14 protein-coding genes are annotated in these 14,864 nt (G+C 71.0%); 8 read left to right on the top strand and 6 right to left on the bottom strand.

The window, feature by feature from the left end; genetic code table 11:
- Positions 1-26: 26 nt before the first annotated feature.
- Positions 27-929, bottom strand: coding sequence for a tyrosine-type recombinase/integrase (locus Q8W71_RS08740; protein WP_305524961.1), 903 nt, complete (start codon positions 927-929; stop codon positions 27-29).
- 118 nt (positions 930-1,047) lie between these two features.
- Between Q8W71_RS08740 and Q8W71_RS08745 the strand changes: the two genes are divergently transcribed.
- Positions 1,048-1,758: an SIR2 family NAD-dependent protein deacylase gene (locus tag Q8W71_RS08745; protein WP_305524962.1), complete on the top strand. Its 711-nt coding sequence runs from the start codon at positions 1,048-1,050 to the stop codon at positions 1,756-1,758.
- A 209-nt stretch (positions 1,759-1,967) separates the two neighbouring features.
- A complete protein-coding gene (locus Q8W71_RS08750) occupies positions 1,968-2,189 on the top strand; it encodes a hypothetical protein (protein WP_305524963.1) in 222 nt (73 codons plus the stop codon).
- Positions 2,190-2,393: 204 nt separating this feature from the next.
- Here the strand turns inward: Q8W71_RS08750 and Q8W71_RS08755 are convergent, their stop codons facing one another.
- The 3 genes from Q8W71_RS08755 to Q8W71_RS08765 form a co-directional block, all read right to left on the bottom strand.
- A complete protein-coding gene (locus Q8W71_RS08755) occupies positions 2,394-2,765 on the bottom strand; it encodes a hypothetical protein (RefSeq protein ID WP_305525066.1) in 372 nt (123 codons plus the stop codon).
- An 88-nt stretch (positions 2,766-2,853) separates the two neighbouring features.
- Positions 2,854-5,175 carry a xanthine dehydrogenase family protein molybdopterin-binding subunit gene (locus Q8W71_RS08760; RefSeq protein ID WP_305525067.1) on the bottom strand — a complete coding sequence of 774 codons (2,322 nt, stop codon included), beginning with the start codon at positions 5,173-5,175 and terminating at the stop codon, positions 2,854-2,856.
- A gap of 29 nt (positions 5,176-5,204) precedes the next feature.
- On the bottom strand, positions 5,205-5,681 hold the full coding sequence (locus Q8W71_RS08765) for a (2Fe-2S)-binding protein (RefSeq protein WP_305524964.1): 477 nt from the start codon (positions 5,679-5,681) through the stop codon (positions 5,205-5,207).
- A 399-nt stretch (positions 5,682-6,080) separates the two neighbouring features.
- Between Q8W71_RS08765 and Q8W71_RS08770 the strand changes: the two genes are divergently transcribed.
- The 3 genes from Q8W71_RS08770 (at position 6,081) to Q8W71_RS08780 (ending at position 7,127) form a co-directional block, all read left to right on the top strand.
- Positions 6,081-6,341: a hypothetical protein gene (locus Q8W71_RS08770; protein ID WP_305524965.1), complete on the top strand. Its 261-nt coding sequence runs from the start codon at positions 6,081-6,083 to the stop codon at positions 6,339-6,341.
- Between the two features lie 117 nt (positions 6,342-6,458).
- The gene (locus Q8W71_RS08775; protein WP_305524966.1) at positions 6,459-6,704 is read left to right on the top strand and encodes a type II toxin-antitoxin system Phd/YefM family antitoxin; all 246 of its coding nucleotides are present in this window, start codon (positions 6,459-6,461) and stop codon (positions 6,702-6,704) included.
- Positions 6,705-7,127 (top strand): type II toxin-antitoxin system VapC family toxin, encoded by a 423-nt coding sequence (locus Q8W71_RS08780; RefSeq protein WP_305524967.1) that lies wholly within the window; start codon positions 6,705-6,707, stop codon positions 7,125-7,127.
- 13 nt (positions 7,128-7,140) lie between these two features.
- On the opposite strand, the gene Q8W71_RS08785 is transcribed toward Q8W71_RS08780, so the two are convergent.
- On the bottom strand, positions 7,141-9,111 hold the full coding sequence (locus Q8W71_RS08785; RefSeq protein WP_305524968.1) for a potassium transporter Kup: 1,971 nt from the start codon (positions 9,109-9,111) through the stop codon (positions 7,141-7,143).
- Between the two features lie 238 nt (positions 9,112-9,349).
- Positions 9,350-10,669: a flavodoxin-dependent (E)-4-hydroxy-3-methylbut-2-enyl-diphosphate synthase gene (gene ispG, locus Q8W71_RS08790; protein WP_305524969.1), complete on the bottom strand. Its 1,320-nt coding sequence runs from the start codon at positions 10,667-10,669 to the stop codon at positions 9,350-9,352.
- Between the two features lie 405 nt (positions 10,670-11,074).
- On the opposite strand from ispG, the gene Q8W71_RS08795 reads away from it, so the two are divergent.
- The 3 genes from Q8W71_RS08795 to Q8W71_RS08805 all read left to right on the top strand — a co-directional run bounded on the left by Q8W71_RS08795 (position 11,075) and on the right by Q8W71_RS08805 (position 14,798).
- Positions 11,075-12,190, top strand: coding sequence for a patatin-like phospholipase family protein (locus Q8W71_RS08795; RefSeq protein ID WP_305524970.1), 1,116 nt, complete (start codon positions 11,075-11,077; stop codon positions 12,188-12,190).
- Between the two features lie 231 nt (positions 12,191-12,421).
- A complete protein-coding gene (locus tag Q8W71_RS08800) occupies positions 12,422-14,110 on the top strand; it encodes a methyl-accepting chemotaxis protein (RefSeq protein ID WP_370875374.1) in 1,689 nt (562 codons plus the stop codon).
- Positions 14,111-14,180: 70 nt separating this feature from the next.
- Complete coding sequence (locus Q8W71_RS08805; RefSeq protein ID WP_305524972.1) at positions 14,181-14,798, top strand: sigma-70 family RNA polymerase sigma factor; 618 nt, start codon at positions 14,181-14,183, stop codon at positions 14,796-14,798.
- The last annotated feature ends 66 nt before the right edge of the window (positions 14,799-14,864 follow it).

A 14,864-nucleotide genomic window follows, 5' to 3' on the forward strand; every position in this document is an offset into this window, starting at 1 on the left:
GTTATTGTTGCGAGCGAAAATCCAACCTAATTGTTGAAGTGATTGTGTAATCGCTCAAAAACGCTCGCAGTCTGAATTGCTCCTCGCAGCGCCCGGTCACTCACATGCGTGTAAAGCTGAGTTGTGGAAATACTGCGGTGACCTAGCAAGCGCTGCACGAATCGGATGTCGACACCAGCTTCGAGAAGTTCCGTCGCTGCCGTGTGACGCAGCATGTGAGGCGTTACTGGGCGCGAAAGACCAGCCGAGCGTGCCAAACGTTTGATCCGCAATCGGATGCCGGCTGAACTCACAGGACGATTGAAAGGGTCTCGAAGCAGGCGCACGCTACCGCCATTGCCGTCGACGTGATGGATCCGAACATAGTCGCGTACGAGGCTCGCCACCTTTTCGTCCGGCACGAAAACTTGCCGTTGGCGATCACCTTTGCCGACGATGCGGATGCTACCGCTTTCGAGATCGATATCGGAGACGCGAATAGCTGCTAATTCGCTCACGCGAACACCAGTGGCGAACAAGAGGGTGGTGGCGAGGCGCGTCAGTGGCGGAGCGGCCTCGGCAGCGCGCGCCAGGGTGGCCATCTCGCCAGTCGCAAGACAGCGCGGCAGCCGGTCTGGCACCCGGACACGAATCTCTACCATGGCGAAGGGATTGACCCCGATCACCCGACGACGGACGAGCCAGCCGAACATTGAGCGCGCGCAAGCGAGGCGCCGCTTGACCGTGGCAGGGGCGAGCTTGCGCGCTGTCGACAGGTGCGCGGCATAAGCAACCAGCCGGGTGCCCGTTACGTCCGCGACCGCGACCGATCCGAGATTCCCGACCAGCTCGGCGATGTCTTGTCTGTACGCAGTTAAGGTGTTGGGCGAGAGATGTCGTTCGACCCGACAATGCTCCAGGAAACTTGCACCTGCCTCGTCTAGAATCATGACCCGCACCCCGCTCCGCGATGGAAGGGGCGGACCTAGCCGCGAGGTGATGGTAAACGGTTTAAGGTCGAGCTGCCGGCCAAATCGGGCTGGCAGAGGATCCGCGGGCGTCGCCGACGTGAAGAACCCGAAGACCATCTTCGTGCTGACCGGGGCGGGCGTCTCGGCCGAGAGCGGGCTCGGCACGTTTCGCGACCGCGGCGGCCTGTGGGCGCGGTTCGACCCGATGAAGCTCGCCACGCCCGAGGCCTACGCGGCCGACCCCGACACGGTGCTCGACTTCTACAACCATCGCCGCCGGGGCGTGGTGGCGGCCGTCCCCAACGCCGCGCACGCGGCGCTGGCCCGGGCGGAGACGCGCCTGGCCGAGCGGGGCGGGCGCCTGTTCCTGTGCACGCAGAACGTCGACGACCTGCACGAGCGGGCGGGTGCGCGGGCGGTGACCCACATGCACGGCGAGCTGCTCAAGGCCCGCTGCACCGCCTGCGAGGCGGTCACGCCCTGGCACGGCGACCTGACCCGGGCCGACGCCTGCCCGGCCTGCGGGGCGGCGGGACGGATGCGCCCGGACGTGGTCTGGTTCGGCGAGATGCCCAAGCACCTCGACGCGATCGAGCGGGCGCTGACGGCGGCCGACCTGTTCGTGGCGGTCGGCACCTCGGGGGCGGTCTACCCGGCGGCGGGCTACGTCCGCCTCGCGAAAGCGCGCGGCATCCCGACCTGCGAGGTCAACCTGGAGCCCTCCGACAACGCGGACGCCTTCGACACGGCGGAGTACGGACCGGCCAGCGTGGCGCTGCCGGCCTACCTCGCCAGGCTCGGCCTGTAGGGCGGCGCTCCGCGCAACGACTTGCAGAACATAGGTTAATCCGGAACGGCCTTTCCGGCCGGTGATCGCTTAACCATGCGAATCACATCCGCGCGATCTGTCAAGAACTGGCGGGAGCGTTGCAGGCGGGCTACAACGGTCAAGCTTGGACCGAGGCGTCGCGGTCCGGTCCGGGCATTCGTTGAAGCCACAAGGGGAAGCGAAGACCCATGCAGAACTTCACCGTATCGGACCGCGAGCGCGACACCGTCCTGGCGGCGCTGCGCTACTACCAGTTCTACCGGATGCAGGGGCATCCGTTCGACCCGCGCCAGGACCACCTGATCGACAGCATCGCCGGCCGGACCGGCGACGCGCTCGATCTCACCGAGGTGGACGATCTCTGCGCCGGCCTCAACGGCAACCCGCACGCGCTGGCCGCCTGCGCCTGAGCGCCTCCATCCGCACGGGCGGGACGTCCGGAACCGGCACGGTCGCTTTCCCGTGTCCCGCCGCCGATTGCGGACCCGGCGGACGAGCAACGACAGAAAAGGGCCCCCGCCGGGGCTAGAAGCTCAGCCTTTCGAGCGATCGTCGAGGCCGGCACGATCGTGCGGATCGCACAGCCCGATCCGCCGGTCCGCGGGCGACGGTCGTCAGGGCGCCGCCTTGAGATGCCCCTCGGCCCGCGTCACGGCCGCCTCGCAGGCCGCGGCGTCGCCCTTCCCGTCGGCGGTGCGCGCCTCGTTCAGGGCGACGCGAGCCTGCTGCGCGGCGTCCGCACCCTTGCCGGCCTCCGCCGAGGCCGCAGCCGGAGCCTGGGGCGCCTCGCCGGCCCGCTGTCCCTCCGTGCCGGTGACGCCCTCGCCCTCGCGCTTGGCCGCCACCCCCTTGCCGCCGGTCGAGGCCGAGATCGCCTCCCGCGACTGCGCGTCGACGCGTTTGTCCAGCGCGCCGAATTTTTCCGAACACGGCGAGGCGAGGGCGGGGGTGGCCGCCAGCAGGGTGGCGAGGCAGGCGAGACGCATCACTCTCTCGATCCTTATGTTCTGGACAGCCCGCGGGCCGCGGAAACCTCTCCCCGCGGCCCGCAAACGTTTCGGCGCGCCGCCCGGTTCAGGCGCTGAGCTGATCGCGGATCGGCAGTTGCCGCACCCGCCGGCCGGTGGCGGCGAACACCGCGTTGGCGATCGCCGGGGCCACCGGCGGCACGCCCGGCTCGCCGACGCCGCCCAGGGGCCCGTCGTAGGCGCCGGTGGGCACGAGGTGGACGCGCACGATCTTCGGGGCCGCGTCGATCCGGATGATCTCGTAGCCGTCGAAGTTGTTCTGCTGCGCCCGGCCCCCCTTGAAGGTGATCTCGGAGGTGAGGGCGAGCCCCATCCCCATCACCACGGCGCCCTCCATCTGCGAGCGGATGCGCTCCGGGTTCACCTGCGGCCCGCAATCGACGGCGATGTCGATGGCCTGGACCTTCACCTGCCCCTTGTCGTCGACCTCCACCTCGGCCGCGACCGCCGTGTAGGTGACGAAGCTGTAGTGGCCGGCGACGCCGAGGCCCCGGCCCTTCGGCAGTTGACGTCCCCAGCCGGCGCCCTTGGCCGCCGTCTCGATCACCCCGCGCAGGCGCCCGGTGTCGATCGGATAGCGCTTCGGGTCCTCGCCGTAGTTCCACACGTCGCCGATCTCGGCCGGGTCGATCTTGCGGTCGGGCCCGATCAGGGCGAGCAGGTATTCCTTCGGGTCGCGGCCCGCCGCGTGGGCGAGTTCGGCCACGAAGGACTGGATCGCGAAGGCGTGCGGGATGTTCGAGACCGAGCGGAACCAGCCGATGCGCACGTGGGCCGCGGCCTCCGGGTTCTCCATCCGGACGTTCGGCAGGGCGAAGGGCGTGTTGACCAGCCCCATGCCGAGCTCGAACGGCAGCTCGTGCTTCGGGTCGGGCGCGAAGATCGAGCCGATCGTCGGCGCCGCCGAGCGGTGCAGCCACGCCACCGGCATCCCCCTGTCGTCGAGCCCGGCCTCCAGGTGCTCCACCGAGATCGTGTGGAAGTAGCCGTTGTGGATGTCGTCCTCGCGCGTCCAGGTGAGCTTCACCGGCGCGCCGCCCACCGCCCTGGAGCACAAAGCCGCCTCGACCACGTAGTCGGGCTTCGACTTGCGGCCGAAGCCGCCGCCCAGGAGCGTCACGTTCACCCGCACCTTGTCGGCGGGGAGATTGAGCGCCTTCATCAGCCGGTCGTTGGCGGCCTGCGGCCCCTGCGTCGAGGCCCAGACCTCGCAGGCGCCGTCCTTCACCCGGGCGATGGCCGCCGGGGGCTCCATCGGCGCCTGGACGAGGTGGGGCACGAAGTACTCGGCCGTGACCTTGGTCTTGGCCTTGGCCATCGCGCCGTCCACGTCGCCCTGGGCGCGCACCACCTTGCCGGGCTTGCGCGCGGCGGCCTCCAGCTCCTTGCGGAACGCGTCGGTGTCGTATCCGGCGTTCGGGCCGTCGTCCCAGGTGATCTTCAGGGCGTCGCGGGCCTTCAGCGCCGCCCAGGTGTTCTTCGCGACCACCGCGACGCCGCCGAGCGGCATGAACTCGGACGGGATCGCGCCGCCGTCGATCTTGAAGATCTTCACGACGCCCGCGACCGTCTTCGCTTGCGAATCGTCGTAGGCCTTGACCGTGCCGCCGTAGACCGGCGGGCGGGCGACCACCGCGCACAGCATCCCGTCGAGCTTGGTGTCGGCCCCGTAGACCGCCCGGCCGGTGGTGATGTCGCGGTTGTCGATCAGCCCGATCTTGCCGGTGCCGATGTACCGGAAGTTTTTCGGGTCTTTCAGCGTAACATCGGTCGGGACAGGCAGCTCCGCCGCCGCGGCCGCCACGTCGCCGTAGCCGAGCCGGCGCCCGGACTTGGCGTGCGTGAGCGTGTGGTTCTCGGCCGTGACCTCGGAGGCCGGCACGCCCCACTGCTTGGCGGCCGCCTGCACCAGCATCTGGCGCGCCGCCGCGCCGGCGTGGCGGAAGTGCTGGAAGAAGTGCCGGAGCGAGCGCGAGCCGTCGGTGTCCTGGTTGCCGAAGCGGGTCTCGTCGCCCCAGGCCTGGGCGATCTTCACCCGCGGCCAGTCGGCCTCCAGCTCGTCGGCGACCGTGAGCGCCACCGAGGTGCGCACGCCCTGGCCCATCTCCGAGCGGTGGTTGGTCACCGTCACGGTCCCGTCGGGCGCGATGGCGATGAAGATCCTCGGGTCGTCGCGCCAGCCGTGCGGCATGCCGTCGGCGCCGAACTTGTGGGCCTTCTGCTCCGCGGTCTGGGTCTCGTCCGCCCGGGCGGGGCCGCGCAGGGACAGGGCCAGCACCAGGGCGCCGGCGCCGCCGAGCAGGCCGCGGCGGCTGACGTTGTCGAGCCGCGCCGGGGCGGTAGGCTCGGTGGCGGCCAGCTCGGCCATCCGCTTCGCCGAAGTCTTGGCTTCCTGGATCACAGGCGCTCTCCCTTGCTGGCGGGGGTCTGGCCGGCGGCCTGGTGGATCGCGGCGCGGATGCGCGGGTAGGTGCCGCAGCGGCAGATGTTGCCGCTCATCGTGTCGTCGATGTCCTGGTCGGTGGGCTTGGGCGTGTCCTTCAGGAGGGCGGCGGCCTGCATGATCTGGCCGCACTGGCAGTAGCCGCACTGCGCCACGTTCAGGTCGCGCCACGCTGCCTGGACCGGATGGTTGCCGTCCGGCGACAGGCCCTCGATGGTCACCACCTCCTGGCCCTCGGCGGCCGAGACCGGGGTGATGCAGGCGCGCGCCGCCGCGCCGCCGAGGTGGATCGTGCAGGCCCCGCACAGGGACACGCCGCAGCCGAACTTGGTGCCGGTGAGGCCCAATTCGTCGCGCAGGTACCACAGCAGCGGCATGTCGGGGTCGCCGTCGAAGCTGCGCGCAGCCCCGTTCACGGTCAGCTTGATCATCGGGTCATCCTCTCGTCGCCGCGCGCGGCGCGGCTCGCTCGGGATGGCGGCGCAGGGCGGCCGTCCCGGCACGCGACGGCCCCCCGGCCGCCGGCTTTAGAATTCGTTTAAGGCGCGGGTTGCACACCGGCAACGGCGCAAGCCGTCACGTGTATCCCGGCCGCCCGCGTCCGTGCGCTGGCGCACACCGCGGATGCCGCGCCGGGGCCCCGGGTCCGGAGGCCGCGACGACCCTCATCCGCCCGGTTCACGCGGGTGCGCGCGACGTTCCCCGGCGGTGAACCGCGTCGGAGCGGTCACGCGTGCGCGCAAGCACAGCTTTGGGATCGCGGGCGGAGGAGAGTGATCCGGCGCCGGGGCACACCGCCCGGACGAGAGTCGCACCGAAAGCCCGCCGTCATGAAGCTCCTCCCCGTCATCGCGGCGCTCGCGCTCACCGCCGTCCCGGCCCGCGCCGACGTCACCGCCGCGCAGCGCGCCGCCTGCACCGGGGACGTGTGGCGCCTCTGCACGTCCGAGATCCCGAACGTCGAGGGCATCAAGGCCTGCCTGCGCCGGGAGAAGCCCCGCCTCAGCGCAGGCTGCCGGACCGTGATGGAGAGCGCCGACCGGGGCGTGCAGACCGTCTCGGCCAGGACCGGCGCGGTGGCGCGGAATTGATCGGTTCTCCTCATGATCTCTGATCGAAGGGAGGACTTTTAACCCATTCAAGACTGCGGTACATACGTGGTCCATGGATGTGCTGCGTCACAATCCAATCGGTTCGGGATGTCGCGGATGAGCACAGTCAGCCTCACCGACGCGAAGGCCAACCTCAATGCCCTGATCGATCGCGTCGCCGGCGGCGATACCGTCACGATCACCCGCCGTGGCCTCCCTGTGGCCCGGTTGATGCCAATCCCGAATCCGCCCCGCAGACCCGTTGATCTCGATGCCCTGCAGGCGCTGACGGCCGGAATGCCCGATCCGGGTGACGGAGCCGCGGCTTTCGTCCGCACCATGCGCGACGGCGACCGCTACTGAATGCCTTATCTCGACACCTCGGTCTTGGTCGCGGCCCTGACGGCCGAGGTCGAGACGGCGCGCGTGCAGTCCTGGCTCGCGCGACAAGAGGTCGGCACGCTCGTCATCAGCGCGTGGGTCGCTACGGAGTTTTCGGCGGCTTTGTCGATCAAAGCCCGCATGGGTCATCTCGGAACCGGTCATCGCACGGCGGCGCTCGCCGCATTCTCGCGGCTCTCTGCCGAGTCGTTCGTGCTACTTCCCGTTCCGGAAAGCGCGTTCCGAGAAGCCTCGCAGTTCGCGGACCGGTCGGAACTCGGCCTGCGCGCTGGCGACGCCTTGCACCTCGCGATCCTTGCCGAGGCGGGACTCGCACTCGCGACCCTCGACCGAAAGCTCGCTCAGACGGGTGCAGCCCTCGGCATACCGATAGCGCACCTCTGACCGGGCCCCCGCCTCAGACCGTCACCTGGGTCCCCACCTCCACCACGCGTCCCGTGGGAATCTGGAAGAAGTCGGTGGCGTCGTTCGCGTTCTTGGCGAGCGTGATGAAGATGCGGTCCTGCCAGAGCGGCATGCCGGAATGCGCCGCCGGGCGGATCGAGCGGCGCGACAGGAAGAACGAGGTGGCCATGATGTCGAACTTGAAGCCCTGACGGCGCAGCAGGGTCAGGGTCTTGGGGATGTTGGGCGTCTCCATGTAGCCGAACTTCATCACCACCTTGAAGAAGTGCGGCCCGACCGGGTCGATCCGGACCTTGTCGGCCAGGTTCGAGCGCGGGGTGTCGACGGTCTCGACGGTGAGCACGACGTTCTTCTCGTGCAGTACCTTGTTGTGCTTGAGGTTGTGCAGCAGCGCGGCCGGGGCGATCTCGGGGTCGCTCGTCAGGAACACGGCGGTGCCGCGCACGTGGTGGGGCGGGCTCTTCTCCAGCATCGCCACCAGCTCGGCGAGCGGCACGTCGGTCTTGCGGGTCTTGTTGAACAGGATCGTGACGCCCCGCGTCCAGGTCCACATCAGCACGATCAGGCCGCCGGCCAGCAGCAGCGGCACGTAGCCCCCCTCCACCACCTTGATCAGGTTGGAGAGCAGGAACAGGAACTCGATGACGATGAACGGCAGCATCATCGCCGCCGCCGCCACCGGCGACCAGCCCCACAGCCGCCACAGCACGAGGAAGGTCAGCGAGGCGGTGAGCAGCATCGTGCCGGTGACCGCGATGCCGTAGGCCGAGGCCAGCGACGAGGAGGTCTTGAACAGCAGCGCCAGCAGCACGACGCCGACCATCAGCAGGGTGTTGATCTGCGGCAGGTAGATCTGGCCGGCATGCGATTCGGAGGTGTGGCGGATCTCCAGCCGCGGCAGCAGGCCGAGCTGGATCGCCTGCCGCGACAGGGAGAACGCACCGGTGATCACCGCCTGGCTCGCCACCACCGTGGCGATCGTGGCGAGCACCACCATCGGCAGCAACCCCCAGGCCGGCACGAGCTGGAAGAACGGATCGGAGGTGTCGGGCTTCTCCAGCACCAGGGCCGCCTGGCCGAGATAGTTCAGGGCCAGCGCCGGGAAGACGAGGCACACCCACGCCACCTGGATCGGCCGGCGCCCGAAATGGCCGAGGTCGGCGAACAGCGCCTCGGCGCCGGTCACCGCCAGGAACACCGCGCCGAGGGCGATCAGCGCCCCCGAGCCGTGGCCGACGAGATAGTGGACCGCGTGCCACGGGTTGACCGCCCGGAACACCTCCGGGTGCAGGACGATGTGCGGCAGCGCCGCCAGCGCCATCGCCAGGAACCAGACGATCGTGACCGGCCCGAAGAACGCGGCCACCTTCCCCGTCCCGCGGTTCTGCACCAGGAACAGGGCGACGATGATGCCGATGGTGATCGGCAGCACGTATTCCTCGAAGGCGGGGGTGACGAGCTTCAGGCCCTCCACCGCCGAGAGCACCGAGATCGCCGGGGTGATCACCGCGTCGCCGTAGAACAGCGAGGCGCCGAGCAGGCCGAGCAGGAACACGATGCGCGAGCCGCCCATCGCCTTGCGGGCCAGCGCCATCAGCGAGAGGATGCCGCCCTCGCCGTTGTTGTCCATGCGCAGCAGGATCGTGACGTACTTGATCGTGACGATCAGGAACAGCGCCCACAGGATCAGCGAGACGGTGCCGATCACCTCCTCGGCGAGCAGGATCCCGTCGGTCCGGGCCGGGACCAGGGCCTCGCGGAACGCGTAGAGCGGGCTGGTGCCGATGTCGCCGTAGACGACGCCGACCGAGCCGACGAGCAGCGTCCAGAAGCCGGCATGGCCGGCTTGCGTCTGCGCCTTCTCCGGCGCGTCGAGGGCGCCGGCCGGGGCGGCCCCGCCCTCGCCGGTGGCGGGCGCGGCGGCGGGCTGGGCGGAGGCGCCCGGATTCGCGGTCTGGCTCATGCGGGATGTCGGAGACTCGGGCGCGGCCGGCGCGACGCGTGAGGGCTCGTGGGGCCGCGCCGCCGCGGGGTGTCCGCCAGCCGCTCGCGGCATCGTGCGGCCTTGCTATCACGGCCCCGGGCGGCCGGAAACCGTGTGCGGGTGCGAAGGTGGGGCGGCGGTCCGCATGAAAACGCGGCCGCGTCGGGTGGACGGGCCGCGCTCGCGAAGGGCGGGGGAGACCTCGCAGGCCAAGCCGTCACTCCGCCGCGGTGCGGGTCCCGCCCTGGCCGAAGCGGCGCTCGATGTAGTCGACCACGATCGCCTCGAAATCCTTGGCGAGGCTCGCGCCGCGCAGCGTCATCGCCTTCTTGCCGTCGATGAACACCGGGGCGGAGGGCGCCTCGCCGGTGCCGGGCAGCGAGATGCCGATGTCGGCGTGCTTCGACTCGCCCGGGCCGTTGACGATGCAGCCCATCACCGCGACGTTCAGGCCCTCGACCCCCGGATAGGTCTTCTTCCACTCCGGCATCGAGGTGGTGATCCAGTTCTGAATGTCGCGGGCGAGTTCCTGGAAGGTGGTCGAGGTGGTGCGGCCGCAGCCGGGGCAGGCGGCCACCAGCGGCACGAAGGTGCGGAAGCCCATGGTCTGCAGCAGTTCCTGCGCGACCTTCACCTCCACGGTCCGGTCGCCGCCGGGCTCGGGGGTGAGCGAGTAGCGGATCGTGTCGCCGATGCCCTCTTGCAGCAGCACGCCGATGGCCGCCGAGGCCGCGACGATGCCCTTCGAGCCCATGCCCGCCTCGGTCAGCCCGAGATGGATGGCGTAGTCGCCGCGGCGCGCGACCTCGCGGTAGACGGCGATCAGGTCCTGCACCGCCGAGACCTTGGCCGAGAGGATGATCCGGTCCTTCGGCAGGCCGAGTTCCTCGGCGCGCCGCGCCGAGCCGAGCGCCGAGCGGACCATCGCCTCGCGCATGACCGCGCGGGCGTCGATCGGCTTCGGGGAGCGGGCGTTCTCGTCCATCAGGTGGGTCAGCAGCTCGCCGTCGAGCGAGCCCCAGTTCGCGCCGATCCGCACGGTCTTCCCGTGCCGGATCGCCTGCTCGATGATGGTCGAGAACTGGGTGTCCTTCTTCTCCTTGAAGCCGACGTTGCCGGGGTTGATCCGGTACTTGGCCAGCGCCTCGGCGCAGGCCGGGTGGTCGGACAGGAGCTTGTGGCCGATGTAGTGGAAGTCGCCGATCAGCGGCACGTGCACGCCGATCCGGTCGAGGCGCTCGCGGATCTTCGGCACGGCGGCGGCGGCCTCGTCGCGGTCGACGGTGATGCGCACCAGCTCCGAGCCGGCCCGGGCGAGCTGGGCGACCTGCGCCACCGTGCCGTCGATGTCGGCCGTGTCGGTGTTGGTCATCGACTGGACGACAATCGGCGCCCCGCCACCGACGGTCACCGCGCCCTCGCCCGCGCCGATGGTGACGCCCACCGTGCGGTGGCGCGGGGCCGGTCCGGCGATCTCCGGGCCGGTGCTGGCCAGCGGGTTCGCGGTCTCGGGGCGGAGGGCTTCCATGGCTTCCATCGTGGACCTTCGTACGGTGGACCTGCGTGCGGACGCCGGGGCGTCGGTGCGGCCCGGTTCGAACGAGCCCGCCACGCGGCGCGAACGCGTGGGTGCAGAGCGTTAGCTGCGGTCGACGCGGCGCGGCGTCAAGCCGACCGGGCGCATGCCGGCTCCCACCGCCTCATGTCGCAGAAGTGTGGCGATGTCGAGGTTGAACACTGTTCGCGGGGGCGGGTTTGCCCGCCGCTGTTGCGCGATTGCGGCGAAACGGACCGCGGAACCTTCGGCCAAGGACCTTCGGGGAGACCGGCGACGCGCGGCCGGCGCGCATGCCCCGGTTGCATGCTGCGCTGCACAATAGCGGTGGTTGATGCTGCGTTGCAGCAACCCATCTCTCCGGGTTCGACGACGCAGGAGGTCGACATGCCGACGCAGTCCGGCGGCCCCGAGCCGCACAACCCGGCGACCGCGATTCCGGAGGGCGATCGGGCCGCGCCCGCCGCCGCGGCCCCCGGCCACGTCCTGGCCGGTCCCCGGGCCGAGAAGCCCGTCGCCCTGGCGCTCCAGGGCGGGGGTGCCCACGGCGCCTTCACCTGGGGCGTGCTCGACGCGCTGATCGAGGACGGGCGCCTCGCCTTCGAGGCGGTGACCGGGGCGAGCGCGGGGGCGATGAACGCCGTCGTGCTGGTCGACGGCTGGCTGGAGGGCGGCCCGGACGGGGCCCGCGCCGGGCTGGAGCGGTTCTGGCGCGAGGTCAGCCTCGACGGCGATCTCGGGCCGGCGCAGCGCAGCGTCGTCAGCGGCGTGCTCGGCCTGTTCAAGGGCAACCCGGTGGCCGAGTTCTGGGGCAAGGCGCTCCAGCCCAGCCCCTACGTGTCGAACCCGCTCAACATCAACCCGCTGCGCAAGGCGCTGGACCGGCAGGTCGATTTCGAGCGGCTGCGCGCGGCCGACACCGCCGGCCTGTTCGTCTCGGCGACCAACGTCTGGACCGGCAAGCTCGCGGTGTTCGAGCGCGAGCGCCTCACCGCCGACCACCTGATGGCCTCGGCCTGCCTGCCGACCGTGTTCCAGGCGGTGGAGATCGACGGCGTGCCCTACTGGGACGGCGGCTATCTCGGCAACCCGCCGCTCTATCCCCTGCACCGGGCGGCGCGGACCCGGGATATCCTGCTCGTGCAGATCAACCCCGTGGAGCGCCGCGAGACCCCCCGCACCGAGGCCGAGATCCGCGACCGGCTCAACGAGATCACCTTCAACGCCAACCTGATGCGCGAATTGCGGGCGATCGACTTCGTCGACGGGCTGATCGAGGAGGGCACGCTCGGCCGCGGCGATTACCGGCGGGTGCTCGTCCACCGCATCGACGGAACCGACGCGCTGGAGGATTCCAACGCCGCCTCGAAGCTCGACGCCCGCTGGGCGGGGCTCCAGCGCCTGCGCGACCGGGGCCGCGCCGCCGCGCAGGACTGGCTCGCGCGCCACTTCGCGCAGGTCGGCCGGCAGAGCACGATCGACCTCCGGCAGGCCTACCAGTAGGCCCCGGTAAGCCCGGGAACCGGATCGGACCGGCGGCTGGACGGCCGCCGCGTCCGGGTGCCTCATGCAACCGAAGGTACAATTTTCGATCTACTACGGGAAATACAACTACAACTGGACGTGGCGTGATGGATTAACGGCCACTTAAGCGTCCGCACGTATCGGCTCCACAGTGCAGCGAGGCGTTGCATTTCTCGCCTGCTCGGCGCGAACGCCAAGGAGAGCTTCATGTTGACCCGGATGGCCGACCTCAAGATCGGCGTGAAGATCGGTCTGGTCACGGCCGGCATGGTCGCCGTCACCCTCGGCGTCTCCGCGGTGTCCCTGCGCAGCAACGACACGATCGAGCGGACGAATACCTGGACCGACCACACGTACCAGGTCCTCAATCAGGTGACCCGGATGACCGGCGCGATGGTCGACCGGGAGACCGGCCTGCGCGGCTACCTCATCTCGGCCGACCCCGCCTTCCTCGAGCCCGAGCGCCGCGGCCGCGAGGCGTTCGCGACGGCTTGGGCGGAGGCCAAGCGCCTCACGGCGGACAATCCCGTCCAGCAGGCGCGCCTCGCCGAACTCCAGACCCTGGCCAAGCGGTGGAGCGACACGGTGGCGGACCGCGAGATCGCCCTGATGGGCGATCCGATGACCCAGGCCGAGGCCCGCCGCGTCGAGAGCTCGGGCGCCGGCAAGGCCGCGATGGACGGGCTGCGCGCCAAGGCCGCCGAGATCGCGGACGCGGAGAGCGCCCTGCTGAAGGAGCGGTCCGCCGCCTCGGCGGACGCCATCGCCGCCTCGCGGCTGGCCAACTGGGCGAGCCTCGGGCTGATGCTGGTCATCGCGCTGGCGGGCCTCGTGCTCCTCCATCTCGGGATCAGCCGGCCGATCCGCCGCATGACCGACGCGATGGGCCGGATCGCCGGATCCGACCTCGACGTCGCCGTGCCCGGCGTGGGCCGCCGGGACGAGATCGGCGCCATGGCCGACGCGGTGCAGATCTTCCGCGACAACCTCGCCCGGACGAAGGGGCTGGAGGAGGAGGCGGCGCTGGCGCGGGCCGGCATGGAGGCGCAGCGCCGGGCCGCCATGCGCGAGCTCGCCGACGGCTTCGAGCGGGCGGTCGGCGGCATCGTGCGCTCGGTCTCCGCCTCATCGACCGAGCTGCGGGCGACCGCGGAGGCGATGAGCGCGGCGGCCACCGAGACGGCCAGCCAGTCCACCACCGTCGCCGCCGCCGCGACGCAGGCCGGCACCAACGTGGCGACCGTCGCCGCCGCGGCGGAGGAACTCGGATCGAGCGTCACGGAGATCGGGCGGCAGGTGCAGTCCTCGGCGAGCCTCGCCCAGTCGGCGGTCGCCGATGCCGGGCGGTCGGCCGAGATCGTCGGGACCCTGCGGCAGGGGGCGGCCCGGATCGGCGACATCGTCGGCCTGATCTCCGGCATCGCCGCGCAGACCAACCTGCTCGCGCTCAACGCCACCATCGAGGCGGCCCGCGCCGGCGCGGCGGGCCGGGGCTTCGCGGTGGTCGCCGCCGAGGTGAAGGAACTCGCCGCCCAGACGAGCCGGGCCACCGACGAGATCGGGCGCCAGATCGGCGGGATCCAGTCCGCGACGGGGGATGCGGCGGGCGCGATCGACGCCATCGTCGGCCGGATCGACGAGATGAGCGCGCTGGCCACCGCCATCGCCGCCGCGGTCGAGGAGCAGGGGGCGGCCACGCAGGAGATCGTGCGCAACGTCACGCAGGCCTCGACCGGGACCGGGGAGGTCGCCGCCAACATCGCCGGGGTTGCCGAGGCGGCCGACAGCGCGGGCGCCGCCGCCGCCCAGGTGCTGGGCTCGGCCTCCGAACTCTCGGTCCAGGCCGAGCATCTCGACGCCGAGGTCCGGAGCTTCCTCGACACCGTCCGCGCGGCCTGATCCGGACCCCGATCCCTGTCGGCGGTCGCAGGCAGGGATTAAATGCGGGCGGCGCGACGTTCACCCCATTATGCTCGACAAGCACAAGCGCCCGGACATCGTCGAACTGCTGGGGCCGCTGCGCCGCTACGCCCGCTCGCTCACCCGCGACGCGCTGCGCGCCGACGACCTCGTGCATGATACCCTGGTGCGGGCGCTGGAATCGCAGGGTTCCCTGCGCCCGAACACCAACCTGCGCACCTGGATGATGACGGTGCTGCACAACGCCTTCATCGACGAGCAGCGCCGCCGCCAGGTGGAGGCCCGCCACGCCGACGCCCTGGTGCAGATGAGCGACGACCGGGCGCCTCCCGCGCAGGAGGGGCAGGTCCGCCTCGCCCAGATCCGCGAGGCCTTCCTGACCCTGCCGGAGGAGCAGCGCGCCGCGCTCCACCTCGTGACGCTGGAGGGCATGGCCTACGCCGACGCCGCCGCGGTGCTCGGCATCCCGATCGGCACGCTGATGTCCCGCCTCGGCCGGGGCCGGGCGGCGCTCCGGGCGTTCGAGGAGGGGGGGCGCTCGGCCCGGGCGGCGGACCCGGATCCTCCCCCGGCCCGGGCCCGGCCGGCCCTGCGGCTCGTCTCCGCGGATCCCCCGGCCGACCCTCCGGATGAGGCGTCCCCGCGCCGCGCCGCCGGGGGCGCGTGAGGCGCAAAGCCCCCGCATGCACGATCGGCCGGCTCGCGGGACCATCCGCGGGCGCCGGAACCGAGG

Origin of the sequence: Methylobacterium amylolyticum (assembly GCF_030700245.1) — a bacterium.
Taxonomy (GTDB): domain Bacteria; phylum Pseudomonadota; class Alphaproteobacteria; order Rhizobiales; family Beijerinckiaceae; genus Methylobacterium.